The organism is Achromobacter sp. KK8, assembly GCF_054188005.1.
Map to the genome: position 1 here is coordinate 162,481 of NZ_CM135178.1, position 25,481 is coordinate 187,961.

Genomic DNA, 25,481 nt, shown 5'->3' on the forward strand with positions numbered 1-25,481 from the left:
GGAGCGGGAATGCACGCAGGGCGCGGGAACGGCGCCCCCCCTTTCATGGCGCGGCAGCGGATCGCGCGAGGCGGCGCCGGCCACGCGGCCGGTTCAGTGCGTGATCCGGGTCCCAAGCACGGCCAGGAACTGCGCCAGCCATGCCGGATGCGCGGGCCAGGCCGGCGCCGTCACCAGGTTGCCGTCGGTGTAGGCCTGGTCGATGCCGATCTCGGCGTAGGTGCCGCCGGCCAGGCGCACTTCCGGCGCGCAGGCGGGATAGGCCGAGCAGGTGCGGCCTTCCAGGATGCCCGCGGCCGCCAGCAATTGGGCGCCATGGCAGACGGCGGCGATCGGCTTTCCGGCCTTGTCGAAGGCGCGCACGATCTCCAGCACCTTTTCGTTCAGGCGCAGGTATTCCGGCGCGCGTCCGCCCGGGATCACCAGGCCGTCGTAGGAATCGGCCTCGACGCGGTCGAAGTCGTAGTTCAGGGCGAAATTGTGGCCGCGCTTTTCGCTGTAGGTCTGCGCGCCCTCGAAGTCGTGGATGGCGGTGGCGATGCTCTCGCCGGACTTCTTGCCGGGGCAAACGGCGTGCACCGTGTGGCCCACCGCCAGCAGCGTCTGGAAGGGCACCATGGTTTCGTAGTCTTCGGCGTAGTCGCCGACCAGCATCAACAGTCTCTTGCTCATGTTCGTCTCCTGGGGATGGGGATCGCCGGCTGGTGCGCCCGCGGGCCGGGCGGCCGGTTCTTGATGTTCTTGGGTCATTGTGCCCCCGCCGGAGAACGCGAGGGTGGTAACGGGATACCACGCGGGCCGCGAGGCCGCTGCACCCCTTATTCCAGCGCCACGGTCACCGGCCTGGCGTCGAGCAGGCTCACCAGCACGTTCGGGTCGATGCCCACCAGGTAGCCGCGGCGGCCGCCGTTGATGTAGACGACCGGGTATTGCAGCACCTCGGCCTCGACCCACACCGGCATCTTCTTGCGCGTGCCGAACGGCGAGGTGCCGCCGACCTGGTAGCCGGAATGACGCTGCGCGACTTCCGGCTTGCACGGTTCGACCTTCTTCAGCCCCGCCTGGCGCGCCAGGTTCTTGGTGGAGACTTCGCGATCGCCGTGCATCACCACGATCAGCGGCTTGGCCGATTCGTCTTCCATCACCAGCGTCTTGACCACCGCGTGCGGGTCCAGACCCAGTTGGCGCGCGGCCTCGCCGGCGCCGCCGTGATCGACGTAGTCATAGGTGTGTTCGGTGTACGCCACCTTGTGCTGCTTGAGGAACTGGGTGGCGGGCGTTTCGGAAACGTGGCGGGCTTTGCTCATGGCGGTGCGGCGAAAAGGCGAAGGCAAAAGTGTAGGCAGGCCGGCGATGGCGCGCAAACGCCCGCGTCAGCCGCGCGGATGATGCGCCGCGTGGAGCGCCTTCAGGCGTTCGCGCGCCACATGCGTGTAGATCTGGGTGGTGGAGATGTCGGCGTGGCCCAGCAGCATCTGCACCACCCGCAGATCGGCGCCATGGTTCAGCAGATGGGTGGCGAAGGCGTGGCGCAGCACGTGCGGCGACAGCGGCGCGTGCACGCCCGCCAGCACCGCGTACTTCTTCACCAGCTGCCAGAACGCCTGGCGCGACATCGCCTCGGCGCGGCCGGTGATGAAAAGCGCGTCACTGACGCGGCCCGCGGCCAGCTCGGGCCGCGCCGTTTTCATGTATTGGTCGATCCAGTGCGCCGCCTCCGCCCCAAGCGGCACCAGGCGGTCCTTGCCGCCCTTGCCCAGCACCACGCGCACCACGCCTTCGTTCAGGCTGACGTCCAGCGCCCGCACGCCAACCAGCTCGGACACGCGCAGGCCGGTGGCATACAGCATTTCCAGCATGGCGCGGTCGCGCAGGCCGCGCGGCTCGTTCAGGTCCGGCGCGCGCAGCAACGCGTCGACCTGTTGCTCGGACAGCGTCTTGGGCAGGCGCGGCGGCTGCTTGGCGGCCACCAGTGTCAGGCAGGGATCACGCGCCGCGCGATGCTCGCGCAATGCCCAGGCGTAGAAGCGTCGCAGCGCCGCCAGGCGGCGGTTGGCAGTGGTGGCGCGGGTTTCCTCGTGGCGAAAGGCAAACCAGGCCTCGATATCGGCCTTGCCGGCCTCGGCCAGCGCCTTGGCGGGGCCGGCCGGCAGCGCGTGCGCCGACGCCGCGTCGCCGTAGCGGTCGGCCATCTCGCGGGCGTAGGCCTCGGGGTCCTCCAGCCAGCGGGCAAAGCCGGTCAGGTCGCGCCGGTAGGCCGCCAGGGTGTTGGCCGACAGGCCGTCCTCGAGCCAGACGGCGTCGATGAAGGCATCGATGTCGGCCTGGGAAGCAAGCGGCGCGCGGGAATCAGGCATGGGACCGGGAGGAAGGCGTCAGGAAGGCGAATCGGCCGAGGCGTATGCGGAGCGTCGCGCAAGGCAATGCCGGGCGCGGCATCGGCCGCGGGATGGGCAACATTCTACGGCGGCGCTGTCGCCGGAGCATTCAGCGCCCCACGACCGCCGCGGCCGACTTCAGCCAGGACTCGAACAGTTTCAGGGCCTCGGAACGCTCGCTGCGCTGCGGATAGCCGAAGTAATAGCCCTGGCTGACCGTCAGCGACTGCGGCACCGGCATCGCCAGGGTGCCTTGGTCCAGCGCCGGCTGCGCCAGAAAGCGCGGCATCAGGCCCACGCCCAGCCCGGCCTGCACCGCCGCCATCACCATGGTGAACAGTTCGTAGCGCGGCCCGCCGGCCGCCTGCGGGCCGTACAGATAGTTGTTGGCGCCGTACCACTGGCGCCAGGCATCGGGCCGCGAACTCAGGTGCAGGTGGGTCATGCCGGCCAGCGCGCCGGCGCCAGCCTCGGTCACGCGCGCCGCCAGCTCGGGCGCGCACACCGGCACCAGCTCGCGTTCCGGAAACAGCAGCACGCCCTGGGTGCCCGGCCACAGCGTGTCGCCGTGGTAGAGCGCGCCGTCGAACGGCTGGTCCTTGAACTGGAATGGCAGCGTGCGCACCGACAGGCTGACGGTGATGTCCGGCTGCTCGCGCTGGAAATCCGCCAGCCGCGGGATCAGCCAGGTGGTGGCCAGCGTCGGCACCACGGCGATGTGGATGCTGCGGCCCATGCCCGTGCGGCTGACCAGGCCGAAGGTGTCCTTCTCGATCTGGTCGAGGTGATGGCGGATGCGTCCCGCATATTCCGCGCCATGATCGGTCAGGACGATGCGGCGCCGCACCCGCGTGAACAACTGCACGCCCAGCCGCGCCTCCAGGCTGGCCACCTGGCGGTAGACCGCGCTGTGGGTCAGGGACAGCTCTTCGGCCGCCCGCGAAAAACTGCCCAGGCGGGCCGAGGCCTCGAAGGCCTGCAGGGCGCTGAGGTTGGGAATGCCGTTTCTCATGGAGCGGGAACCGCCAGGAAGGAACCGAAGATCGCCGGAAACACCCGCCGCGCCTGCCGCGGCGCAATATCCGGGTCGTGCCGGCGGGTCACTAGATTGTGCAATTTTATCAATTGCGTTGTGCGATCAAGGAACATTATGCTCGAGTGTCTTAATCTCGGCTCATCCTGACACCCACCATGTCCCAGCAAGCATCCCGCCTCGGCGGCCACATCCTCGTCGACCAGCTCGTCGCCCAGGGCGTCAAACACGTTTTCTGCGTTCCCGGCGAGAGCTACCTGGCGGTGCTGGATGGCCTGCACGACGCCGACATCAAGGTCACCGTCTGCCGCCAGGAAGGCGGCGCGGCCATGATGGCGGACGCCCATGGCAAGCTGACCGGCGAACCCGGCATTTGCATGGTGACCCGCGGTCCGGGCGCCTCCAACGCGCTGGCCGGCGTGCACATCGCCAAGCAGGACTCGACCCCGATGATCCTGTTCGTCGGCCAGATCGAGCGCGGCATGCGCGAGCGCGAGGCCTTCCAGGAAATGGACTACCGCGCCGTCTTCGGCACGCAGGCCAAGTGGGTCACCGAAATCGACCAGGTCGAGCGCATTCCCGAACTGATCTCGCGCGCCTTCCACATCGCCACCTCGGGCCGTCCGGGCCCGGTGGTGATCGCGCTGCCCGAGGACATGCTGGTCGAAGCCGCCCAGGTGGCCGACGCGCCGCGCTACGAGGTCATCGATTCCGCCCCCACCGCCGGCCAGCTGGCCGACCTGGAGCAGTTGCTGGCCCAGGCCAGCAATCCCGTCGCGATTCTCGGCGGCACGCGCTGGGACGCGGGCGCGGTGCAGCAGTTCGCCGATTTCGCGCAGCGCCATGCCTTGCCCACGGCGGTGTCGTTCCGCCGCCAGATGCTGTTCCCGGCCGATCATCCGTGTTTCATCGGCGACGTCGGCCTGGGCATCAACCCCGCCCTGCTCAAGCGCGTGGCCGACGCCGACCTGGTGCTGCTGGTCGGCGGCCGCATGTCGGAAAACCCCAGCCAGGCCTACACGCTGCTGGACATTCCGGTGCCAAAGCAGAAGCTGGTGCACGTGCATCCGGACGCCGCTGAACTGGGCCGCGTTTATCGCCCCACGCTGGCCATCAACACCTCGCCCGCCGCCTTCGCCCAGGCGCTGGCCGGCCTGAAGGCCCCCGCGCAACCGGCCTGGGCCGACGGCACGCAGGCGATGCGCGAGTCGTACCTGAAGTGGAGCGACCCGGCCACCGTGACCACCCCGGGCGCGCTGCAGATGGGCCAGGTCATGGCCTACCTGGAAAAGACCCTGCCGGCCGACGCCATCATGACCAACGGCGCCGGCAACTACGCCACCTGGCTGCATCGCTTCCACCGCTTCACCCGCTTCGGCACGCAGCTGGCGCCGACCTCGGGCTCGATGGGCTACGGCCTGCCGGCCGCCGTCGGCGCCAAGCGCGTCTGGCCCGACAAGACCGTGGTCTGCTTCGCCGGCGACGGCTGCTTCCTGATGCACGGCCAGGAATTCGCCACCGCCGTGCAGTACGACCTGCCCATCATCGTGGTGCTGGTCGACAACGGCATGTACGGCACCATCCGCATGCACCAGGAAAAGCACTACCCCGGCCGCATTTCCGCCACCGAGCTGAAGAACCCGGACTTCGCCGACTACGCCCGCGCCTTCGGCGGCCACGGCGAACGCGTCGAGACCACCGAGCAGTTCGGCCCGGCGTTCGAACGCGCGCTGGCCAGCGGCAAGCCGGCCATCCTGCACTGCTTCATCGACCCGCAGACCATCACGCCGTCGACCACGCTGGACAAGATCCGCGACGCGGCGCTCAAGGCCCGGCACTGATACCCGGAGGCGACGGCATCCCCACGGCGACGCGCCCCGCGCGCGTCGCGTAAACCCCGGGTTGCCGCGCCAATTATTTTAGGTTTAAACTTTCCAGATTCCGAAAACGGAAATCCATAGCGGAGACCCAGCATGTCCTCGAATCCCTCGTTCCATTGGCAAGACCCCCTGTTGCTGGACCAGCAGCTCACCGAAGAAGAACGCATGGTGCGCGATGCCGCCCACGCCTACTCGCAGGACAAGCTGGCCCCGCGCGTGCTGAATGCCTTCCGCAATGAAAAGACCGACCCGGAAATCTTCTCGGAAATGGGCGAGCTGGGCCTGCTGGGCGCCACCATCCCCGCCGAATACGGCGGCGCCGGCCTGAACTACGTCAGCTACGGCCTGATCGCCCGTGAAGTCGAGCGCATCGACTCCGGCTACCGCTCGATGATGAGCGTGCAGTCGTCGCTGGTGATGGTGCCCATCAACGAATTCGGCAGCGAAGCGCAGAAGCAGAAGTACCTGCCCAAGCTGGCCCGCGGCGAATGGATCGGCTGCTTCGGCCTGACCGAACCGAACCACGGCTCCGACCCCGGCGGCATGGAAACGCGCGCGGTCAAGACCGCCGACGGCTACAAGCTGACCGGCAACAAGATGTGGATCACCAACTCGCCCATCGCCGATGTGTTCGTGGTGTGGGCCAAGTGCGTCGGCGGCGAGTTCGACGGCAAGATCCGCGGCTTCATCCTCGAGAAAGGCACCAAGGGCCTGACCGCCCCCGCCATCCACGGCAAGGTCGGCCTGCGCGCCTCGATCACCGGCGAAATCGTCATGGACGAGGTGGAAGTGTCCGCCGACCAGATGATGCCCGGCGTGTCCGGCCTGAAGGGCCCGTTCACCTGCCTGAACTCGGCCCGCTACGGCATCGCCTGGGGCGCTGTCGGCGCCGCCGAAGCCTGCTGGCACACCGCCCGCCAGTACACCCTGGACCGCAAGCAGTTCGGCCGCCCGCTGGCCGCCAACCAGTTGATCCAGAAGAAGCTGGCCGACATGCAGACCGAGATCACGCTGGCCCTGCAAGGCTGCCTGCGCCTGGGCCGCATGAAGGACGAAGGCACCGCCGCGGTCGAGATCACCTCGATCATGAAGCGCAACTCCTGCGGCAAGGCGCTGGACATCGCCCGTCTGGCCCGCGACATGCTGGGCGGCAACGGCATCTCCGACGAATTCGGCGTGGCCCGCCACCTGGTTAACCTGGAAGTGGTCAACACCTATGAAGGCACCCACGACGTGCACGCCCTGATCCTGGGCCGCGCGCAGACCGGCATCCAGGCCTTCTATTGATTTGCAGTGCCCCGCGCGGACGGAGCCCGGCTCTGCTCCCGACGCGCGGTTCGCCGGCGTGGCGAAGATTGGGCGCCCCTCTCGAGGGGCGTTTTTTTTGGATGCCGACCATCGCATCCGCCTCGCATTAGGGTTATCAGGAGCTAGCCCGCGCGCGGCCCATGGCTTACGCTGCGTGCAATTGGCCTGGTGCCGGCCCGCTGCATCCGCCTGCCCGACCCCGGATTTTTCGTCACGACCAGGAGTCGCGCATGCACGGCAGTCCCTCGTTCCGCCTGTGGGCGGGCATCGTCATCGCTTTTGCGGGCCACGGCGCATTCGCCGCCACCACCCTCACCATGACCACCGAGTACCCGGCCACGTCGATGCCGGGACAAGGCGTGTCCACCTTCGCCGATCTGGTGCGCAGCAAGAGCGCGGGCCAGGTTGTCATCGACGCCAGCTTCGACGCCGCCAAGGGCATCAAGTCGGGTGACATGATCGACGCGGTCGAGACACGCAAGGTCGATGCCGGCGATGCCTTCGCCGGCGCGCTGGCGGCCAAGTACCCGCTGTTTGGCGTGTCCTCGCTGCCGTTCCTGGCCGATTCGCTGTCCAAGGCGCGCGCGCTCAACAAATCGGCCCGCCCCGCCTACGAGAAACTGCTGGCCGCGCACGGCCAGAAGCTGCTCTACACCACCCCCTGGCCGGCCTCGGGCATCTGGTCCAAGGACAAGGTGGACAGTGTCGCCGCCCTGAAGGCCTTGAGCATCCGCACCTATGACGCGACCTCGCAGGACGTGATGCAGAAAGCCGGCGCGCGCGCGCAGAACATTTCGTTCGCCGACGCCATGCCGCGCATCGCCTCGGGCGAGGTCAACGCGGTGTTGTCCTCCGGCGACGGCGGCGCCGGCCGCAAGCTGTGGGAACACCTGCCGCGCTTCGCCGAGATCAACTATGCCATGCCGATCTCGGTGGCGACGATGAACCTGAAGGCCTATCAGGCGCTGGACGCGAAATCGCGCAAGGCGATCGACCAGGCCGCGGCGCAGACCGAGGCCGAGCAGTGGAAACGCATCGAAGGCCGGTTGCAGCAGAACTACGCCAACATGCGCAAGAACGGCGTGACCATCGATACCGCGGTGCCGATGCCGGTGCGCCAGGCGCTGAAAAAAGCGGCGGCGGACTCGGTGAAGCAATGGGAGGCCGCGGCGGGGACTGACGGAGTGAATATCCTGAAGGCGATGCGGAGGCCGTGATGCCGCGCGGGCCCTTGCGCAGGCGCGAGGGCCCGGCCGAGGCAAGCCCGATCAGCGGTATTCCATCCACTTCTTCGGCGTGTTCCCGTTGGTCAGGCCTGACGCGACGATCCAGTAGGACGCCCCCGACGGTACGATACTCGACACGCCGAACTCGGCGCCGGTGCCCGCATAGGTGCTAGTCGATACGACCGTTCCATTGACCACCAGCGCCATGCTTGCCCCCGCCAGCGCGGATGTGCCGGCGCCGTACACGACGATGGGACGCGTTGTCGGATTCGTGTAATTGGTTGCCAGGGCCCGCTGCGCGGTCACATCCTGCAGCGTCTGTCCGATGCCCAGGACACTGGCCAACTGGCTTCGCAGCGCCTGCATCTCCGCGTTCACGCTCGCCAGATCGGAGGCCAATTGCAAGGCATCCAGCTTGCCCGCGTTGATCGCCATGCCGGCAAGCTTCACCACCCAGCAGCCGGTGGCGTTCAAGGGGCGATTTTCCACAGCCGTCCGCACGCTGGCGGAGTTGTCGAACCTCAGCGTATCGCCCCCGACACTTGCCGGGTAGGAAGGCGAGGTGCGCGGCACGCGGTCTCCCTGTCGGCTTCCGGCAAAGGGACCCGAGCCGGGGCCTGTGATGACACCGTAGGTCAGCGCCTGCTCTCCCATCATTGCCTGCATGGCATCGCGTTGTATCTGCCCGGCAACGCCGCTGGACAACGCGCCATCGCCGCGCAGCATCACCGCACCCAACGAACCGGCCGACTTGCCGTTCAAGTCAGGCAGACGCAGCGTGGTTGCGCCATCCCCTGCCGTGTAGCTTGCGCGCGCCATCACATCGCTTTGCCAGCTGGCTTCAGGCACCAACGGAAATTTCCCCGCCTCCAAGATGGCCCAGATATCCGGGAATGCGGCCCGGCTGATCGTCTGGCCATCCAGCGGCGCCCAACCCGCGGGAATCGCGGCGCGGCTCGGCCACCAGGACACGAAGCCCAGCGGAATGCTGTCGATCACCGGCAACTGGCCGGCCGGCACCTTGCCGTCGCCGCCCAAGGTGGCGACACCGCCCGCCTGGCCCTTTTCCGCCAACGGCACGGCATCCTGCACCGCGGGCAGTTGCGCGGCGGGGACGCGCCCGTCGGCATCGAGCGTGGGCACGCCGCCCGGGCGGCCCTTGTCGGCGGCGGGAATCAGCGCCGGCAATTGGCCGGGAACGATGCGGCCGTCGGCCGCCAGGGTCGCGACGCCATTGGGCCGGGCCTTTTCAGCGGCGGGGATCAGATCGGGCAATTGCACCGGCGTGATCTTGCCGTCCGCGGCCAGCGTGGCGACGCCGTTCGGCTGGCCCTTTTCCGCCAGCGGCACGGCAGGCACCGGGATCGGCAGATGATCGACAGGCACGCGACCCGCGTCATCCAGCGGCGCGACGCCGCCAGGCGCCGATTTCTGCGACAGCGGCACGGCCGGCGGAGGCAGATGCGCGGCAGGCACCTTGCCTGCCGCGTCCAGCGGCGTCACGCCGCCCGCGGCGCCCTTTTCCGATGCCGGCACGGCGGCGTCCGCCTTGCGCTGGGCGGCGGCGGCGGACACTTCGACCGCCTCCACGCCGAAGCGGGTCTTGGCGAAGTTCTCGTTCACGACCGCCATGGCGTCACGCAGCGTATCGCCGGTCTGGTCGTTCGGCGCATGGCCGACGTTGATGGGTTTCAGGGATTGCATGAGGGGCCTCGATGAAAACGATGTGGGCGCCACAAGACAAAAGGCCCGCCGGCGATTGCCGGCGGGCCTGGATGTGGGCGGACCAATGCAAAAAGCCCGCTCGGATCACCGGGCGGGCTAGCGGAATCGCTGGACGCAATGGCCCCACGACGGAATCATCTTACGGGTGCGCGGCCTCGCGGACAAGCCAACTGCGACATGGGGCCGGGCCAGGCGGCGCTTGGTGCGCCCGGCGCCGGGCAGGGTTCATTCCCCCGACAGGTCGAACAGGCTGGTCGCGTCCAGTTCCAGCACGGCTTCGTCGTGCTGGTTGATCACCGTCCAGGCCCAAGTGATGATGCCCAGGTCCGGGCGCGACGAGGAGGTGCGCGCGCCCTGCACCCGGGCTTCCAGGCGCAACTGATCGCCGGGCCGCACCGGCGTGCGCCAGCGCACCTCGCCCAGGCCGGGCGAGCCGAACGATTCGGAATCGTGCAGCGCCGAGTCCACCGCCATGCGCATGGCCAGCGCGCAGGTGTGCCAGCCGCTGGCGATGAGGCCGCCCCAGCGGCCTTCGGCGGCGCGCTTGAGATCGGTGTGGAACCACTGCGGGTCGTACTTGCGGGCGAACTCGAGGATTTCGGCTTCCGTGATGGTGACCGGGCCGGCCTTGATCAGCATGCCGTCCTTGAAATCAGCGAACTTCATTGGTGGACTTCCCCTCGCGTAGGTGACCGATCGACGGCGTCCTTCGCGGCGGCCGCCGGTTCAATAGGTCTCGAAGTGCAGCCGCCCCTCGCGGCGCAACACATCGTGCAGGATAGTCCAATCCTGCCCCGCTTGCACCGTCACCTCGCGCAGGGCGTCCAGCACGCCGACTTCCATGCCTTTCAGGCCGCAGACGTAGATGCAGGTGTTGCGATCGGCCAGCAGGCCCCGCACGTCGGCGGCGCGTTCGCGGATCAGGTCCTGCACATAGCGCCTGGGCCGGTCCGCTTCGCGCGACAACGCCAGATTGATGTCGATGAAGTCGCGCGGCAGTTTCATCAACGGCCCGAAGTACGGCAGCTCGCGTTCGGTGCGCGCGCCGAAGAACAGCATCAGCCGACCGTTCTCGCCGGTCTCGATGCGGCGGCGGTAGCGCTCGGTCATGGCGCGCATCGGCGCCGAGCCGGTGCCGGTGCAGATCATGATGAGGTTGGCGCGCGGGTGGTTCGGCATCAGGAAGGTGTGGCCGAACGGCCCGATGACCTGCACGGTGTCGTTCCTGGCCAGGTCGCACAGGTAATTGGAGCAGACGCCATTGACCGACTGGCCCTGGTGGTCTTCGGTGACGCGCTTCACTGTCAGCGACAGGTTGTTGTAGCCGGCGCGCTCGCCATCGCGCGGGCTGGCCAACGAATACTGGCGCGCGTGGTGCGGCCGGCCCTGGGCATCGGTGCCGGGCGGCAGGATGCCGATGGACTGGCCTTCCAGCACCGGGAACGGCAGTTCGCCGAAGTCCAGCACGATGTGGTGGATGTCGCTGTCGGTGTCGGCGCCGGTGACGCGGTAGTTGCCGACCACGGTGGCGGTCACCGGCGTCTTGTGGGTGTAGAGGTTGACGTAGGGATGCGCGGCGGACCACGGCGGCACGCTGGCGCCGGGCGTCACGGACGGCATGGCCGCCACAGCGGCGGACGACACCGGCTCGACGACCGCGTTCGCCGCCTCATCCACGATCGCCGCGGCTTCCGGCAGGGGCTGCTCGCGCGGCAGTTCGTCCCAGCCCAGCTGGTCCTGCACCGAATAGGCGTCGCTGCGCAGCACCAATCGCCAATTGTCGATCGAGCCGGTGGGGCACGGCGGCACGCAGGCCATGCAGCCGTTGCAGATGTCCGGGTCGACCACGTAGTTGTTGCTGTCGTGCGTGATCGCGTCGATCGGACAGGTTTCTTCGCAGGTGTTGCAGCGAATGCAGATCTCGGGATCGATCAGGTGCTGCTTCAGGACTTCCATGGGCAGGGCGGCGTTCATCGCGGTCATCCGAATGCGCGGCGCGGCGGCGCATGGCGCCGCCGCGGGGCCTTAGTTGAAACGAACGTACTCGAAGTTCACGGGCTGGCGGTTGATGCCCATGACCGGCGGCGCGATCCAGTTGGCGAACTTGCCGGGCTCGGTCACGCGGCCCATCAGCGAGGCGACGAACTCACGGTCCTCCGGCGTGGGCAGCCATTGGTGGCGGTGCGCCTGCCATTGCGCTTCGGACAGGATCTCGCCCTCGGGCGACATGCGGATGCCGGCCAGCGTGCCGATCTGGCGGTTGAAGGCCTTGTGCGGCACCTGCAGGCGGAAGGCGATGCCGCTCTTTTCGATGACCTTGTTCCAGCGGCCGATGCCGGCCACAGAGTCGCGGATGAAGTCGTCGCGCAGCACCTCGTTCAACGCGTTCAGCATCGGCACCTCGACCTCGCGCAGCCTGCCGTTGTCGACCGACAGCACGCGGTAGGTGTCGTTCTTGAGCTGGTGGTCGTCGTTGCGCTTGCTTTCTTCGTAGCGGCCCTTCAGGCCCGAGCCGTAGAAGATGGCGGCGTTGGACGATTGGTCGGCGCCGAACAGATCGATGGTGACGCTGTAGTGGAAGTTCAGGTAGCGCTGGATCGTCGGCAGATCGATGACGCCGGCGGCACGCACGGCGGCCGGGTCGTCGGTCTTCAACTGGTTCATCACTTCGCAGGTGCGCTGGATCACGCGCGAGATGCCGGATTCGCCCACGAACATGTGGTGCGCCTCTTCGGTCAGCATGAACTTGGTGGTGCGGGCCAGCGGGTCGAAGCTGGATTCGGCCAGCGCGCACAACTGGAACTTGCCGTCGCGATCGGTGAAGTAGGTGAACATGTAGAACGCCAGCCAGTCCGGCGTCTTCTCGTTGAAGGCGCCGAGGATGCGCGGGTTGTCGGAATCGCCGGAGGTGCGCTGCAGCAGCGCGTCGGCCTCTTCGCGGCCATCGCGGCCGAAGTAGCGGTGCAGCAGGTAGACCATGGCCCACAGGTGGCGGCCTTCCTCGACGTTGATCTGGAACAGGTTGCGCAGGTCGTACTGCGACGGCGCCGTCAGGCCCAGGTGGCGCTGCTGCTCGATCGACGCCGGCTCGGTGTCGCCCTGCGTGACGATGATGCGGCGCAGGTTGGCGCGGTGTTCGCCGGGAACGTCCTGCCACACGTCGCGGCCCATGTTCTCGCCGAAGTGGATCTTGCGCTGGCCGTCCTGCGGCGCCAGGAAGATGCCCCAGCGGTAGTCGGGCATGCGCACGTGATTGAAGTGGGCCCAGCCGTCGGGCTCGACGCTGACGGCGGTGCGCAGGTAGACGTCGAAGCCATGCGAGCCGTCCGGACCCATGTCCTGCCACCATTGCAGGTAATTGGGCTGCCAGTGTTCCAGCGCGCGCTGCAACGTGCGGTCGCCGGACAGGTTGACGTTATTGGGGATCTTGTCGCTGTAGTTGATGCCTGACATTGTCTCTGCTCCTGGATGGACGGCCGCGTCGGGGCGGCGTCGGGTCTTGGGGCGCCCGGCCGCGCTGCGCGGGCCGGCGCCGTGTATGGGGAATTGCCGCGCGGGCCGCGCTAGACGCGGTTCCAGTCGAACGTCGCCTGTTCGCCCTTGCCGTAGAGCTTGAGCGCGCCCTTCTCGCCCGCCGCGTTGGGTCGGTTGAAGATCCAGTTCTGCCAGGCGGTCAGGCGGCCGAAGATGCGCGTTTCCATGGTTTCGCGGCCGCCGAAGCGCAGGTTGGCTTCCAGGCCGGTGAGCGCGTCCGGCGACAGCGCGCGGCGCTCTTCGAGCATCATGCGCACCTCGTCGTCCCAGTCGATGCTGTCGGGCGCGTAGGTCACCAGCCCCAGCGCCAGCGCCTCGCGCGCGGCCAACGGCTGGCCGGCGCGGGCCCGCACCGCTTCAAGGGGCGCGGTTTCCTCGTGGAAGCGGCGTTGCAGGCGGCTCTGGCCGTTGACCATCGGGTAGGCGCCGAAGTTGGCCTCGCCCACGATCAGTTGGGCCGGGTCGTGTTCCTCGCCTTCGCTGTCCAGCATGTAGCTGCGGTCGGCGGCCAGCGCCAGTTCCAGAAGCGTGCCGGCAAAGCACGAACCCGGCTCGACCAGCGCGAACAGGCTGCGCGAGGTCACGTCCAGGCGCGCCAGCGTGCGGCGCAGCAGGCCGGCGGTCTCGCGCACGAACCAGTGGCCGGCATGGCGTTGCAGCGAAGCGTCCGCGGCCAGCACGGCCTGCGCGTCGCCCTCGGTCTTGAAGATCCAGGTGCCGATGTCCAGCTCGTTGGTGCGCAGCGACAGGATGGCGTCGTCCAGTTCGCGCGCCATCTGCAACGGCCACCAGGCCGCGCCGGCGGCCAGAATGTCGGCCAGCTCCGATTGCACCGGCCCCTGCGGCGCGCGCACGGTCCAGGTGGCCTGGCGCTTCTCGCGGTCCAGGCGCACGTCGACGTAGCGGTAGGACAAGGCATCGGCGCTTTCCTCGCGCGCCAGCGGGGTGAGCGTCACGCCGGCCTCGCCGGCCGGACGGTGGCTGCCCTCGGCCAGCGCCAGCGCGCGCTCGCGCACCGCGGCCTCGAACTGCGCCGGCTTGACCACGTCATCGACCAGGCGCCAGTCCTTGGCGCGCTGGCCGCGCACGCCTTCGACCAGGGTGCAGAAGATGTCGGCGTGATCGTGGCGCACGCGGCGCTTGTCGGTGACGCGGGTCAGGCCGCCGGTGCCGGGCAGCACGCCCAGCAGCGGCACTTCGGGCAACGCGACCGAGGACGAGCGATCGTCGATCAGCAGGATCTCGTCGCAGGCCAGCGCCAGCTCGTAGCCGCCGCCGGCGCAGGCGCCGTTGAGCGCGGCGATGAACTTCAGCCCGCTGTTGCGGCTGGAGTCCTCGATGCCGTTGCGGGTTTCGTTGGTGAACTTGCAGAAGTTCACCTTCCAGGCGTGCGAGGACAGGCCCAGCATGAAGATGTTGGCGCCCGAACAGAAGATGCGGTCCTTCATGCTGGTGACGACCACGCTGCGCACCTCGGGATGCTCGAAGCGGATGCGTTGCAGCGCGTCGTGCAGCTCGATGTCCACGCCCAGGTCGTAGGAATTGAGCTTGAGCTTGTAGCCGGGGCGCAGGCCGCCGTCCTCGGCCACGTCCATCGCCAGCGTGGCGACCGGGCCATCGAACGACAGGCGCCAATGACGATACTGGGTGGGATCGGTCCGAAAATCGACCTTGCTGGCGGTGCTGCTCATCGCTTGTCTCCTGATGCCCTGATCTGACAGGAAAAATACTGCACGACATGAATTATTATGCAGATTAGTGCAGGTGAAAATCAGCGTCAAGCAAAAGATGCACAAAAGTGCAGGTCACCAAGGGGCCCATCAAAGCGTCCTTCAATGAAGCCCGCTCTCCGAACGGACAGGCCGAGGCCCCGCCAAAGAAAAGGCCGCCTCAACGGGCGGCCCTGGCGGTCGGCGAAAGACGCGGGCGCTACAGCGGCAGACCGCAAGCCTTGCGCACCTGGGTACGCAGGCCGGCGAAGCTCTCCTGCACCTCCAGGTGGCTGGTGACCCAGGTCAGGTCGGCCTTGGCATAGAAAGCCTCGCGCCCGGCCAGGATGCGCTTCAGGTCGGCCATGGCTTCGTTGTTGCCGGACATCGGCCGGAAATCGCCCTGCGCCATCACCCGGCCCATGTGCTCCTCGGGCGTGGCCCGCAGCCAGACCGTGTAGCAGTGCGCCAGCAGCAGGTTGAGCGTGGCGGGCTCCGACACCAAACCGCCGGGTGTGGCCAGCACCATTTCCGGATAGATCTGCACCGCCTCTTCCAGCGCGCGGCGCTCGTAGCGGCGGTAGGCGTTGGGCCCGTACAGGTTGTGGATCTCCAGGATGCTGCAACCGGCCACCCGCTCGATCTCGCGGTTCAGCTCGACGAACGGGTAGCCCAAGTCATCGGCCAGCATCTGGCCCAACGTGGACTTGCCCGCGCCGCGCAGGCCGATCAGCGCGATGCGCTGGGTACGGTTGGGGCGCTGCGCGCCGGCCCCCACGCCGAACAGCTGGGTCAGCGCCTCGCGCGCGCGCTGCAGGTCGGACTCGGTGCGGCCGCTGAGCAGTTCGCGGATCAGCAGCCAGTCGGGCGACTCGGTGGTGACGTCGCCGACCAGCTCGGCCAGCGCGCAATTGAAGGCCTTGGCGATCTGCAGCAGCACCAGGATCGAGGCATTGCCCACGCCGTGCTCGAGATTGGCCAGGTGCCGTTCGGACACGCCGGTCACCTGCGACAGGCCCTTGCGCGTCATGCCGCGGATAGCGCGCAGGCGGCGCACCCGTTCGCCCAATGCCACCAGGAAAGCTTCCCGCCTGGGTTCGGTTGGCGCCGCGTCTTCTAGCGCTTGGTTCATGGTGTAGCTGACTCCGCAAAAACCCTGATAACACCTGATTTATGCACTATAGTGCTTGACCCACATCAATGGAAGCACTATTTTTCCTTCAACAGCTTCAACAGCGTGTCAGGTGCGACAAAACAGCACTGGATTGCATCCGCCGCTGAAGCGCCGACAGTGTATAGGAGGAGACCGGGTGAGCACGCCAGAACGATTCCACGCGCTGATGCGCCAGGTGACGGGCCTGATGGCCGGCCAGGCGCTGGACAGCGCCTTGCAGCAGCGCCTGAACCAGGAGGCCGGCCCCGACAGCGCGCTGTACGCCGACATCTTCGCCACCTGTAGGCAGGGAGTGGCCGACGGCTGGATGTGCAACCGCGAAGGCGGCGGCATCCGCTACGGCCGCGTCATCAAGCCGGCCGAGGACCTGGGCGGCTGTTCGGTCGACGTGGTCGACATGGACGATCTGGCCGGCCCGCACCACGCGCATCCCAACGGCGAAGTCGACATGATCATGCCGCTGACCGACGCGGCGCGCTTCGACGGCCACGGCGCTGGCTGGCTGGTCTATGGCCCCGGCAGCGCCCACCGCCCCACCGTGACGCAGGGCCGCGCGCTGGTGCTGTACCTGCTGCCGGGCGGCGCCATCGAGTTCACCCGCGCATGAATCCGCGCCTCGCCCTTCCCCATCGCCCCGGTCGCTCCCCGCGCGGCCGGCCGGCCGCCGGCGCGGGCTGAGCCACGCCCTGCCGCCGGTCACGACAAGCCGCCAGACGCTTGCGGACCGCCGGACAGCCCCCGCCCGCCAGGACACCAGGAGACAACCGTGAATGCCTGCCCCGCCGAACTGAACTTCGCCAGCCACCTGGCCGCCTTGAACGCGCCGCGCGCCGCCAAGCTGGCCTACATCGACGACACCCGCCAGCTCACCTACGGCGAACTGGCCGAGCGCGTGGCGCGCATGGCGGGCGCGCTGCGCCAGCTGGGACTGCGGCGCGAGGAACGCATCCTGCTGCTGATGCAGGACACGGCCGACTGGCCGGTGGTGTTCCTGGGCGCGCTGCACGCGGGCGTGGTGCCCGTGGCCGTGAACACCCTGCTGACGCCGGACGATTACGCCTACATCCTCAACCACAGCCGCGTGCGCGCCGCCTTCGTCTCCGAGAGCCTGCTGCCGACCTTGCAGGCCGCGCTGGCGCAAGCGCCCGGCGAGGTCGAACACCTGGTGGTGTCACGCCCCGCGGCGGCGCTGCCCGCCGGCGCGCACGAACTCGACGCGCTGCTGGCCGCCGCCCCGCTGACACCGGCCGCGCGCACGCTGTCCGATGAGATCGCCTTCTGGCTGTATTCGTCGGGCTCCACCGGCAAGCCCAAGGGCGTGGTCCACACCCATGGCAACCTGTGGCACACCGCCGAGCTGTACGCCAAGCCGGTGCTGGGCATCCGCGAGGACGATATTGCATTCTCCGCCGCCAAGCTGTTCTTCGCCTACGGGCTGGGCAACGGCCTGACCTTTCCGCTGTCGGTGGGCGCCACCGTCGTGCTGATGGCCGAGCGGCCGACGCCGCAGGCCGTGTTCCAGCGCCTGGTGCTGCACCGCCCGACCGTGTTCTACGGCGTGCCGACGCTGTACGCCAGCATGCTGGCCGCGCCCGACCTGCCGCCGCGCGAACAGGTGGCGATGCGCGTGTGCACCTCGGCCGGCGAGGCCCTGCCGCGCGACATCGGCGAACGCTTCCAGCGCCATTTCGGCTGTGACATCCTGGACGGCATCGGTTCGACCGAGATGCTGCACATCTTCCTGTCGAACCGCGCCGGCCAGTTGCGCTACGGCACCACCGGCAAGCCGGTGCCCGGCTACGAGGTGCAACTGCGCGATGACAATGGCGCGCCGGTGGCCGCTGGCACGATTGGCGACCTCTACATCAAGGGCCCGAGCGCCGCGCTGATGTACTGGAACAACCGCGACAAGACGCGCCAGTGCTTCCTGGGCGACTGGCTCAAGAGCGGCGACAAGTACATCTGCGACGCTGACGGCTACTACACCTATGCCGGCCGCAGCGACGACATGATCAAGGTCAGCGGCCAGTACGTGTCGCCGGTGGAAGTGGAGAACGTGCTGGTGCAGCACGAGGCGGTGCTCGAAGCCGCCGTGATCGGCGTGCCGGACCACGACGGCCTGGTCAAGACCAAGGCCTACGTGGTGCTGCGCCCGGGCTACGCGCCGGACGCGAACACCGGCGCCGACCTGCAGCGCTATGTGAAGCAGCACCTGGCGCCCTTCAAGTATCCGCGCCAGATCGACTTCACCGATGAACTGCCCAAGACCGCCACCGGCAAGATCCAGCGATTCCGCCTGCGCCAGCTGGAACAGGTCACGCCATGAGCGCCGTGCCCGCTCCCGAGCCCGCTGCCCTGGCCGACGTGCGCGCGGCGGGCCGCGACCTGCGCCTGGAATACCAGTGGATCGCGGCGTCGCGCCAGGGCGCGCCATTGCTGGTGTTCCTGCACGAAGGCCTGGGCTCGGTGTCGATGTGGAAGGACTGGCCAAGGCAAGCTTGTGAAGCCGCTGGCTGCCGCGGGCTGGTCTATTCGCGTTACGGCTATGGCCGCTCCACGCCGCTGGCCACCGGCGAAAGGCGTGCGGTCGACTTCATGCACCGCGAGGCCGCCGACGCGCTGCCGGCGCTGCTCGCCGCGCTCGGTATCGATGCCAAGCGGGATCGCCCCATCCTGTTCGGCCACAGCGATGGCGGCTCCATCGCCCTGCTTTACGCCGCCATGCAGCCGGACGCAGTCGCGGGCGTGGTGGTGGCCGCGCCGCACATCTTCGTCGAGGACCGCACCGTGGCGCATATCGAACAGGCGCGCCAGGCCTACCGCGACACCGACCTGCGCGCGCGACTGGCGCGCCATCACGACGACGTCGACTCGGCCTTCCGTGGCTGGAACGACGTCTGGCTGGACCCCGCCTTCCGCAGCTGGAACATCGAGGATCACCTGCGCGCCATCGCCTGCCCGGTGCTGGCGATGCAGGGCGTGGACGATGAGTACGGCACGCTCGAACAGATACGCGGTATCCGGCGCGCCGCGCCGCAGACGCGGCTGCTGGAAATTCCCGACTGCCGCCATTCGCCGCACAAGGACCAGCCCGCCACCGTAATCCAGGCCATCGCCGGCTTCGTCGGCGCGCTGGACCAACCCGGCCGCCCCAGCGGCAGCCCATGACAAGCACGGAGACACCACCATGACCCACGCCCTGACCCGGGCCGCGCTGAGCGCGGCGCTGATGCTGGCCGCAAGCGGCGCCCTGGCCGCCGACAAGCTCAAAGTCGGTTTCATGCTGCCCTACAGCGGCACCTACGCCGCGCTCGGCAACGCCATCGAGAACGGCTTCAAGCTGTATGTGGCCGAGCAGGGCGGCAAGCTCGGCGGGCGCGAAATCGAATACTTCAAGGTGGACGACGAATCCAATCCGTCCAAGGCCGCCGAGAACGCCAACCGCCTGATCAAGCGCGACCAGGTCGACGTGCTGATCGGCACCGTGCACTCGGGCGTGGCGATGGCGCTGGCCAAGGCCGCCAAGGACGCCGACACCACCCTGATCGTGACCAACGCCGGCGCCAACGCCATCACCGGCCCGCTGTGCGGCCCCGGCATCTTCCGCACCTCGTTCACCAACTGGCAGCCGGCCTACGCCATGGGCCCGGTGGCCAAGGCGCGCGGCCACAAGACGGCGGTCACCATCACCTGGAAGTACGCGGCCGGCGACGAGGCCATCGGCGGCTTCAAGGAAGGCTTCGAGCAGGCCGGCGGCAAGGTGGTCAAGGAACTGAGCCTGCCCTTCCCCAACGTCGAATTCCAGTCGCTCCTGACCGAGATCGCCGCGCTCAAGCCCGATATGGTGTTCACTTTCTTCGCCGGCGGCGGCGCGGTGAAATTCGTGCAGGACTATCACGCCGCGGGACTGGACAAGACCATCCCGCTGTACGGCTCGGGCTTTCTCACCGACGGCACGCTGCAGGCGCAGGGCGCGACGGCACAGGGGCTGCTGACCACGCTGCACTATGCCGACGGCCTGAACACGCCGCGCGACAACGCCTTCCGCGCCGACTACGGCAAGACCTACAACATGCAGCCTGACGTCTACGCGGTGCAAGGCTACGACGCCGCGCAACTGATGCAGTCGGGGCTGGCGGCGGTCAAGGGCGACTTCGGCAAGAAGGCCGAATTCCGCGAAGCCATGCGCGGCGCCACGGTCGACAGCCCGCGCGGCGCATTCACGCTGTCCAAGGCCGGCAACCCGGTGCAGGACATCTACCTGCGCCGCGTCGACGGCCTGGAGAACAAGGTGGTCGACGTGGCCGTGCGCAAGCTGGCCGACCCGGCCCGCGGCTGCAAGCTCTAGGACCGGAGAGTCCCCATGGACCTCGGCATCCTGCTCATCCAGAGCCTGAACGCCTTCCAGTACGGCTTGTTGCTGTTCCTGGTGGCCAGCGGGCTCACGCTGATCTTCGGCATCATGGGGATCATCAACCTGGCGCACGGCAGCTTCTACATGATCGGCGCCTACATGGCGTTCGCGCTGGGGCCGGCGGTGGACCGCTGGCTCGGCGGCGGCTTCGTCGCCACCCTGGCGGTGTGCGTGCTGGCCGCCGCAGCGCTCGGCTACCTGCTGGAGGCGGCGTTCTTCAGCTACCTGTATCGCCGCAACCACCTGCAGCAGGTGTTGATGACCTACGGCCTGATCCTGGTGTTCGAGGAACTGCGCAGCATCCTGGTGGGCAACGACGTGCACGGCGTGCCGCTGCCGTCCTGGCTGCAGGGCAGCATCGCGCTGGGCGACGTGATGACCTACCCGGTGTACCGGCTGTTCATCTCGGCGGTGGGCATCGCGGTGGCGCTGCTGCTGTACTGGGTCATCGCGCGCACGCGGCTGGGCATGATGCTGCGCGCCGGCGCCAGCAACCGCGAGATGACCGGGTCGCTGGGCATCGACGTCAACAAGCTGTACCGGCTGGTGTTCGCCGCCGGCGTGGCGCTGGCGGCGCTGGCCGGCAGCATCGCCGCGCCGGTGTCGTCGGTGTATCCGGGCATGGGCAACGGCGTGCTGATCATCTGTTTCGTGGTGGTGGTGATCGGCGGCATCGGCTCGATCCGCGGCGCGTTCCTGGCGGCGATGCTGGTGGGCGTGGTCGAGACCTTCGGCCAGGTGCTGTTCCCCGCCGCCGCCGGCGTGCTGGTGTACGTGCTGATGGCCGCGATTCTGCTGTGCAAGCCCGAAGGGCTGTTCAAACAGGGCTGACCATGAATGTGAATCGACTCCTGCCTGTCGCGACCCTGCTGGCGCTGGCCGCCTTCGCCTGGAGCGGCAGCGACTATTACACCGGCCTGGCCGTGAAGATCATGATCTACGCGGTGTTCGCGCTCAGCCTGCAGTTGCTGGTGGGCGGCGCGGGGCTGGTCAGCCTGGGCCATGCGGCGTTCTTCGGCATCGGCGCCTATGCCGCCGCGCTGCTGTCGCCGTCCTCGGAAGCGGCCAGCCTGTGGTGGCTGCTGCCGGCGGCGCTGCTGGCCGCGGCCGCCTACGCCGCGCTGACCGGCGCGCTGGCGCTGCGCACGCGCGGCGTGTACTTCATCATGGTGACGCTGGCCTTCGCCCAGATGGCGTACTACGTGTTCCATGACACCAAGGTCGGCGGCGGCAGCGACGGCATCTACCTGTATTTCCGGCCGCGGGCCGAGATCGGCGGCTGGCTGCCGTTCGACCTGGACCAGGGCAACGCCTACTACTTCTTCGTGCTGGCCTGCCTGGCGCTGACCTGGGGCTTCCTGGCCCTGCTGCGGCGCTCGCCGTTCGGCGCGGCGCTGGCCGGCATCCGCATCAACGAACAGCGCATGCGGGCGGCCGGCTATTCCACCTATCCCTACAAACTGGCGGCCTACGTCATCGGCGCCGCGCTGGCCGGCCTGGCCGGCTTCCTGTTCGCGCTCAAGGACGGCTTCGTCACGCCCGAGCTGCTGGCCTGGGAACAGTCGGGGCTGGTGCTGCTGATGGTGATCCTGGGCGGCATGGGCAGCCTGGGCGGCGCGGTACTGGGCACGGCCACGCTGGTGCTGTTGCAGGAGCTGTTCCAGTCGCAGGCGCTGTTCGGCGACTACGCGCGCCATTGGCATCTGCTGCTGGGCCTGGCCATCATCGCGCTGGTGGCGCTGCTGCCCGACGGCCTGGCCGGCCTGCCGGCGCAGTGGCGCCGGCGTCGCGCGCGCCACGCCCCGAACGCGCCTGCCGCATCGCCCGCCGCCAAACCGCTGCCCCTGCCGATCCAAGGAGAGCCTCATGCCTGATCCCCTGCTGACCGCCGACGCGGTCACCCGGCGCTTCGGCGGCCTGACCGCCGTCAACGGCGTGTCGCTGGCGTTGCGACGCGGCGAAGTGCATGCCGTCATCGGCACCAATGGCGCGGGCAAGTCGACCCTGATCAACATCCTGTCCGGCGAACTGGCGCCCAGCAGCGGCCAGGTGTCGCTGGGCGGGCGCGACATCACCGCCTGGGGCCAGCCCGAGCGCGCCCGCGCCGGCGTGGGCCGAAGCTACCAGCGCTCGACCCTGTTTCCCGAACTGAGCGTGTTCGAGAACTGCCGGCTGGCGGCGCAGGCGCGGCGCCAGCGCTTCTGGCACTGGTGGCGGCCGGCCTCGGCCTGCGCGGTCAGCGCCGACCTGGCCGCGCAGGCGCTGGAGCGCACCGGCCTGGCGGCCGACGCCGCGCGGCCGGCGGGCCTGCTGCCGCATGGCCGCAAGCGCCAGCTCGAGATCGCCATGTGCCTGGCCGGCGAACCGCAGGTGCTGCTGCTGGACGAACCGCTGGCCGGCATGGGCCCGGAGGAAACCGACCGCATCCTGGCGCTGCTGCGCACGCTCAAGGCCAGCCACGCCATCCTGCTGGTGGAGCACGACATGGACGCGGTGTTCCGCATCGCCGACACCATCACCGTGATGGTCAACGGCAGCAGCATCGCCAGCGGCGATCCAGCGCGGATCCGCGCCAATGCCGAGGTGCGCACCGCCTACCTGGGCGAAGACCTGGACGGAGAGTTCACATGCGCGCACTGATCGAGGCCGACGGCCTGCACGTGTACTACGGCGCCAGCCACGTGCTGCGCGGCGTCGGCCTGCGCATCGGCGCCGGCGAGTCCGTCGGACTGGTGGGCCGCAACGGCATGGGCAAGACCACCCTGATCCGCAGCCTGGTCGGCCAAGTGCGCAGCGCGCAGGGCCGCGTGGCGGTGCGCGGCGCCGACTGCACCCGCGCAAGGCCGCACGCGATCGCGCAACTGGGCGTGGCCTACGTACCCGAAGGCCGCGGCATCTTCCCCAACCTGAGCGTGCGCGAGAACCTGCTGGTGGCGGCGCGCGCCGGCGAACAGGGGCGGCGCGACTGGACCTATGCGCGGGTGCTGGAGACCTTCCCGCGCCTGACGGAACGGCTAGGCCATGGCGGCCAGCAATTGTCGGGCGGCGAACAGCAAATGCTGGCGATCGGCCGGGCGCTGATGACCAACCCCGACCTGCTGATCCTGGACGAAGCCACCGAAGGCCTGGCGCCGCTGATCGTGGCCGAGATCTGGAAGATCATCCGGCAGATCCGCGCCACCGGCATGTCGACGCTGATCGTCGACCGCAACTACCGCGCCGTGCTGGCGCACACCGACCGCTGCCTGGTGATGGAAAAGGGATTGATCGTGCGGGACGGCGACAGCGCGGCGCTGGCCGCCGCGCCGGAACAACTGACGCGCTACCTGGGCGTCTGATCGCCCCGCGCCTGCTCCTTGCAGCACGGGGCAAAAGCGTCAGATCAACGCTTCGATCAGGAACGGGCCGCGGCGCTTCAGGCCGTCCTGCAAGGCGCGGGCAAAGCCTTCCACGGTATCGACGCTGACCGCCTCCACGCCCATGCCGCGCGCCAGATGAGCCCAGTCCAGGTACGGCTCTTCCAGGTCGAGCATGCGGCGCGCGTTGCGGCCCGGCTCCTGCACGCCCACGTTCTTCATCTCGCCGTGCAGCGTGGCGTAGGAACGGTTGGCCAGGATCACCGTCAGGCAGTCCAGGTTTTCGCGCGCCTGCGTCCACAGCGCCTGCAAGGTGTACATGCCGCTGCCATCGGCCTGCAGGGTGATGACCTTGCGGTCCGGGCAGGCCACCGCCGCGCCGGCCGCCAGCGGCAGGCCGATGCCGATGGCGCCGCCGGTCAGCATCAGCCAGTCGTGCGGCGCGCTGCTGGCGCTGTAGATCGGGAATTCACGGCCCTGGGTGATGGACTCGTCGCAGACGATGGCGTTGTCGGGCAGGTGGTGCGCCACCAGGATGTTGACGGCGGCGCCGGTCAGCTTGCCGCTGGCCGGCACCTCGTAGGCCGGCGCCGGCGCGGCCAGGCGCGGCGCGTCGGCGGCGATGCCGAGTTCGTCGGCCAGCCATTCCAGCGCGTGCGCCAGGTCCTGCTCGACGGTGGCCAGCACGATCTTCTCGCAATCCACGGGCGCCAGCAGGCTGGGCTTGCCGGGATAGGCGAAAAAGCCCACCGGGGCCTTGGCGCCGACCAGCACCAGGTGGCGCACGTCCTTGAGCTTGGCCACGGCCAGGTCGATCGGATAGGGCAGCCGGTCCACCGGCGTGCGGTCGCCGCCGCGCTCGATGCGGCGGTTGGAGGTTTCGGACAGCAGCCGCACGCCGGTGGCGCGGGCGATGCGGCCGGCGGCCTTGAGCGCGCGTTCGCGCAGGGCGGTACTGCCCAGCAGCAGGGTGGTGGTTTCGCCGGAGCGGATCGCCTTGGCGGCGGCGCGCACCGCCTCGATGGTGGTGTGCGGCACGGCCTCGTCGACCACCTTGGCCACCGCGGTGTCGGCCGGCAGCTCGGTCCAGGCGGAGTTGGCCGGCAGGATCAGGGTGGCGATGTTGCCCGGATGGCGGCGCGCCACGGCGATGGCCTCGGCGGCGTCGGCCGACATCGATTCGGCCGACATGCCGCGCTTGACCCAATGCGACATGGGGCGCGCCACGCCTTCGACGTCGCTGGTCAGCGGCGCGTCGTATTGCACGTGATAGGTGGCGTGGTCGCCGACGATGTTGACCATCGGCGTGCGCGCGCGCTTGGCGTTGTGCAGGTTGGCCAGGCCGTTGCCCAGGCCCGGGCCCAGGTGCAGCAGCGTGGCGGCCGGCTTGTCGGCCATGCGCGCATAGCCGTCGGCCGCGCCCGTCACCACGCCTTCGAACAGGCCCAGCACGCAGCGCATCTTCGGTTTGCGATCCAGCGCCGCGACGAAGTGCATCTCGGACGTGCCCGGGTTGGCGAAGCAGACGTCCACATCATTGGCCAGAAGGGTATCGCAAAGACTATCAGCGCCGTTCATCGTGTTTCCCTGGTTGTTTTGTATCGGGCGGGCGCAAGCGGCTGCGCGCCCTTCCCCGGCAATCATAGGGAGGGTAACGCAAACCGGCTAGAGCCATTTGCGGCGCCCGGCATGGAACCATTTCAGGGGTTCCGGCAGCCGGAATTTCCAGGGCGCCCGCGGCGCC

At 68.7% G+C, this 25,481-nt stretch carries 22 protein-coding genes; 11 read left to right on the forward strand and 11 right to left on the reverse strand.

From position 1 onward, the window contains the following. Nucleotides 1–93: 93 nt before the first annotated feature. The 4 genes from ACVN9Z_RS00765 to ACVN9Z_RS00780 form a co-directional block, all read right to left on the reverse strand. Entirely contained in the window at nt 94–672 is a 579-nt protein-coding gene (locus ACVN9Z_RS00765) for a DJ-1/PfpI family protein (protein ID WP_006385523.1), read from the reverse strand. Between the two features lie 146 nt (nt 673–818). Continuing rightward, nucleotides 819–1,307 carry a Cys-tRNA(Pro) deacylase gene (gene ybaK, locus ACVN9Z_RS00770; protein ID WP_026383153.1) on the reverse strand — a complete coding sequence of 163 codons (489 nt, stop codon included), beginning with the start codon at nt 1,305–1,307 and terminating at the stop codon, nt 819–821. A 66-nt stretch (nt 1,308–1,373) separates the two neighbouring features. Further along, on the reverse strand, nt 1,374–2,357 hold the full coding sequence (xerD, locus tag ACVN9Z_RS00775; protein WP_458212985.1) for a site-specific tyrosine recombinase XerD: 984 nt from the start codon (nt 2,355–2,357) through the stop codon (nt 1,374–1,376). Nucleotides 2,358–2,487: 130 nt separating this feature from the next. Continuing rightward, nucleotides 2,488–3,390, reverse strand: a complete 903-nt coding sequence (locus ACVN9Z_RS00780; RefSeq protein ID WP_020926753.1) for a LysR substrate-binding domain-containing protein — start codon at nt 3,388–3,390, stop codon at nt 2,488–2,490. Between the two features lie 179 nt (nt 3,391–3,569). On the opposite strand from ACVN9Z_RS00780, the gene ACVN9Z_RS00785 reads away from it, so the two are divergent. The 3 genes from ACVN9Z_RS00785 to ACVN9Z_RS00795 all read left to right on the forward strand — a co-directional run bounded on the left by ACVN9Z_RS00785 (nt 3,570) and on the right by ACVN9Z_RS00795 (nt 7,816). Further along, entirely contained in the window at nt 3,570–5,252 is a 1,683-nt protein-coding gene (locus ACVN9Z_RS00785) for a thiamine pyrophosphate-binding protein (RefSeq protein WP_458212986.1), read from the forward strand. A gap of 132 nt (nt 5,253–5,384) precedes the next feature. Continuing rightward, nucleotides 5,385–6,578 (forward strand): acyl-CoA dehydrogenase, encoded by a 1,194-nt coding sequence (locus ACVN9Z_RS00790; protein ID WP_020926750.1) that lies wholly within the window; start codon nt 5,385–5,387, stop codon nt 6,576–6,578. Nucleotides 6,579–6,829: 251 nt separating this feature from the next. Beyond that, a complete protein-coding gene (locus ACVN9Z_RS00795; RefSeq protein WP_054516094.1) occupies nt 6,830–7,816 on the forward strand; it encodes a TRAP transporter substrate-binding protein in 987 nt (328 codons plus the stop codon). A 51-nt stretch (nt 7,817–7,867) separates the two neighbouring features. On the opposite strand, the gene ACVN9Z_RS00800 is transcribed toward ACVN9Z_RS00795, so the two are convergent. The 6 genes from ACVN9Z_RS00800 to ACVN9Z_RS00825 all read right to left on the reverse strand — a co-directional run bounded on the left by ACVN9Z_RS00800 (nt 7,868) and on the right by ACVN9Z_RS00825 (nt 15,925). Next, on the reverse strand, nt 7,868–9,529 hold the full coding sequence (locus ACVN9Z_RS00800) for a phage tail protein (RefSeq protein WP_020926748.1): 1,662 nt from the start codon (nt 9,527–9,529) through the stop codon (nt 7,868–7,870). Between the two features lie 246 nt (nt 9,530–9,775). Then, entirely contained in the window at nt 9,776–10,216 is a 441-nt protein-coding gene (locus ACVN9Z_RS00805) for a MaoC family dehydratase (RefSeq protein WP_020926747.1), read from the reverse strand. Between the two features lie 60 nt (nt 10,217–10,276). Beyond that, nucleotides 10,277–11,524 carry a benzoyl-CoA 2,3-epoxidase subunit BoxA gene (gene boxA / locus ACVN9Z_RS00810; RefSeq protein ID WP_024070122.1) on the reverse strand — a complete coding sequence of 416 codons (1,248 nt, stop codon included), beginning with the start codon at nt 11,522–11,524 and terminating at the stop codon, nt 10,277–10,279. 51 nt (nt 11,525–11,575) lie between these two features. Beyond that, nucleotides 11,576–13,003: a benzoyl-CoA 2,3-epoxidase subunit BoxB gene (gene boxB, locus ACVN9Z_RS00815; RefSeq protein WP_006385534.1), complete on the reverse strand. Its 1,428-nt coding sequence runs from the start codon at nt 13,001–13,003 to the stop codon at nt 11,576–11,578. Between the two features lie 110 nt (nt 13,004–13,113). Beyond that, entirely contained in the window at nt 13,114–14,775 is a 1,662-nt protein-coding gene (gene boxC, locus ACVN9Z_RS00820) for a 2,3-epoxybenzoyl-CoA dihydrolase (RefSeq protein ID WP_458212987.1), read from the reverse strand. A gap of 238 nt (nt 14,776–15,013) precedes the next feature. Further along, nucleotides 15,014–15,925, reverse strand: coding sequence for a helix-turn-helix transcriptional regulator (locus ACVN9Z_RS00825; RefSeq protein WP_006385536.1), 912 nt, complete (start codon nt 15,923–15,925; stop codon nt 15,014–15,016). Between the two features lie 178 nt (nt 15,926–16,103). Between ACVN9Z_RS00825 and ACVN9Z_RS00830 the strand changes: the two genes are divergently transcribed. From ACVN9Z_RS00830 to ACVN9Z_RS00865, 8 genes are all read left to right on the forward strand, one after another. Continuing rightward, nucleotides 16,104–16,574: a DUF4863 family protein gene (locus ACVN9Z_RS00830; protein ID WP_006385537.1), complete on the forward strand. Its 471-nt coding sequence runs from the start codon at nt 16,104–16,106 to the stop codon at nt 16,572–16,574. 159 nt (nt 16,575–16,733) lie between these two features. Next, nucleotides 16,734–18,293, forward strand: a complete 1,560-nt coding sequence (locus ACVN9Z_RS00835) for a benzoate-CoA ligase family protein (protein WP_458212988.1) — start codon at nt 16,734–16,736, stop codon at nt 18,291–18,293. After that, entirely contained in the window at nt 18,290–19,135 is an 846-nt protein-coding gene (locus ACVN9Z_RS00840; protein ID WP_110134862.1) for an alpha/beta fold hydrolase, read from the forward strand. Before ACVN9Z_RS00835 ends, ACVN9Z_RS00840 begins: the two co-directional genes overlap by 4 nt. 19 nt (nt 19,136–19,154) lie before the next feature. Next, nucleotides 19,155–20,315 (forward strand): ABC transporter substrate-binding protein, encoded by a 1,161-nt coding sequence (locus ACVN9Z_RS00845; RefSeq protein ID WP_458212989.1) that lies wholly within the window; start codon nt 19,155–19,157, stop codon nt 20,313–20,315. Nucleotides 20,316–20,330: 15 nt separating this feature from the next. Then, on the forward strand, nt 20,331–21,212 hold the full coding sequence (locus ACVN9Z_RS00850) for a branched-chain amino acid ABC transporter permease (protein WP_006385541.1): 882 nt from the start codon (nt 20,331–20,333) through the stop codon (nt 21,210–21,212). A 2-nt stretch (nt 21,213–21,214) separates the two neighbouring features. Further along, on the forward strand, nt 21,215–22,255 hold the full coding sequence (locus tag ACVN9Z_RS00855; RefSeq protein ID WP_458212990.1) for a branched-chain amino acid ABC transporter permease: 1,041 nt from the start codon (nt 21,215–21,217) through the stop codon (nt 22,253–22,255). Beyond that, nucleotides 22,248–23,021, forward strand: coding sequence for an ABC transporter ATP-binding protein (locus ACVN9Z_RS00860; RefSeq protein WP_458212991.1), 774 nt, complete (start codon nt 22,248–22,250; stop codon nt 23,019–23,021). Before ACVN9Z_RS00855 ends, ACVN9Z_RS00860 begins: the two co-directional genes overlap by 8 nt. Beyond that, nucleotides 23,009–23,719 carry an ABC transporter ATP-binding protein gene (locus tag ACVN9Z_RS00865; RefSeq protein WP_049050926.1) on the forward strand — a complete coding sequence of 237 codons (711 nt, stop codon included), beginning with the start codon at nt 23,009–23,011 and terminating at the stop codon, nt 23,717–23,719. The genes ACVN9Z_RS00860 and ACVN9Z_RS00865 overlap by 13 nt, the downstream gene beginning before the upstream one ends. Nucleotides 23,720–23,758: 39 nt before the next feature. Here the strand turns inward: ACVN9Z_RS00865 and ACVN9Z_RS00870 are convergent, their stop codons facing one another. Continuing rightward, a complete protein-coding gene (locus tag ACVN9Z_RS00870; protein ID WP_458212992.1) occupies nt 23,759–25,315 on the reverse strand; it encodes an acetolactate synthase large subunit in 1,557 nt (518 codons plus the stop codon). Nucleotides 25,316–25,481: the final 166 nt, after the last annotated feature.

Coding starts and splice junctions, on each gene's coding strand:
- ACVN9Z_RS00765 (WP_006385523.1), bottom strand. CDS start 672: ATGAGCAAGAGACTGTTGATGCTGGTCGGCGACTACGCCGAAGACTAC.
- ybaK (WP_026383153.1), bottom strand. CDS start 1,307: ATGAGCAAAGCCCGCCACGTTTCCGAAACGCCCGCCACCCAGTTCCTC.
- xerD (WP_458212985.1), bottom strand. CDS start 2,357: ATGCCTGATTCCCGCGCGCCGCTTGCTTCCCAGGCCGACATCGATGCC.
- ACVN9Z_RS00780 (WP_020926753.1), bottom strand. CDS start 3,390: ATGAGAAACGGCATTCCCAACCTCAGCGCCCTGCAGGCCTTCGAGGCC.
- ACVN9Z_RS00785 (WP_458212986.1), top strand. CDS start 3,570: ATGTCCCAGCAAGCATCCCGCCTCGGCGGCCACATCCTCGTCGACCAG.
- ACVN9Z_RS00790 (WP_020926750.1), top strand. CDS start 5,385: ATGTCCTCGAATCCCTCGTTCCATTGGCAAGACCCCCTGTTGCTGGAC.
- ACVN9Z_RS00795 (WP_054516094.1), top strand. CDS start 6,830: ATGCACGGCAGTCCCTCGTTCCGCCTGTGGGCGGGCATCGTCATCGCT.
- ACVN9Z_RS00800 (WP_020926748.1), bottom strand. CDS start 9,529: ATGCAATCCCTGAAACCCATCAACGTCGGCCATGCGCCGAACGACCAG.
- ACVN9Z_RS00805 (WP_020926747.1), bottom strand. CDS start 10,216: ATGAAGTTCGCTGATTTCAAGGACGGCATGCTGATCAAGGCCGGCCCG.
- boxA (WP_024070122.1), bottom strand. CDS start 11,524: ATGAACGCCGCCCTGCCCATGGAAGTCCTGAAGCAGCACCTGATCGAT.
- boxB (WP_006385534.1), bottom strand. CDS start 13,003: ATGTCAGGCATCAACTACAGCGACAAGATCCCCAATAACGTCAACCTG.
- boxC (WP_458212987.1), bottom strand. CDS start 14,775: ATGAGCAGCACCGCCAGCAAGGTCGATTTTCGGACCGATCCCACCCAG.
- ACVN9Z_RS00825 (WP_006385536.1), bottom strand. CDS start 15,925: ATGAACCAAGCGCTAGAAGACGCGGCGCCAACCGAACCCAGGCGGGAA.
- ACVN9Z_RS00840 (WP_110134862.1), top strand. CDS start 18,290: ATGAGCGCCGTGCCCGCTCCCGAGCCCGCTGCCCTGGCCGACGTGCGC.
- ACVN9Z_RS00845 (WP_458212989.1), top strand. CDS start 19,155: ATGACCCACGCCCTGACCCGGGCCGCGCTGAGCGCGGCGCTGATGCTG.
- ACVN9Z_RS00850 (WP_006385541.1), top strand. CDS start 20,331: ATGGACCTCGGCATCCTGCTCATCCAGAGCCTGAACGCCTTCCAGTAC.
- ACVN9Z_RS00855 (WP_458212990.1), top strand. CDS start 21,215: ATGAATGTGAATCGACTCCTGCCTGTCGCGACCCTGCTGGCGCTGGCC.
- ACVN9Z_RS00860 (WP_458212991.1), top strand. CDS start 22,248: ATGCCTGATCCCCTGCTGACCGCCGACGCGGTCACCCGGCGCTTCGGC.
- ACVN9Z_RS00865 (WP_049050926.1), top strand. CDS start 23,009: ATGCGCGCACTGATCGAGGCCGACGGCCTGCACGTGTACTACGGCGCC.
- ACVN9Z_RS00870 (WP_458212992.1), bottom strand. CDS start 25,315: ATGAACGGCGCTGATAGTCTTTGCGATACCCTTCTGGCCAATGATGTG.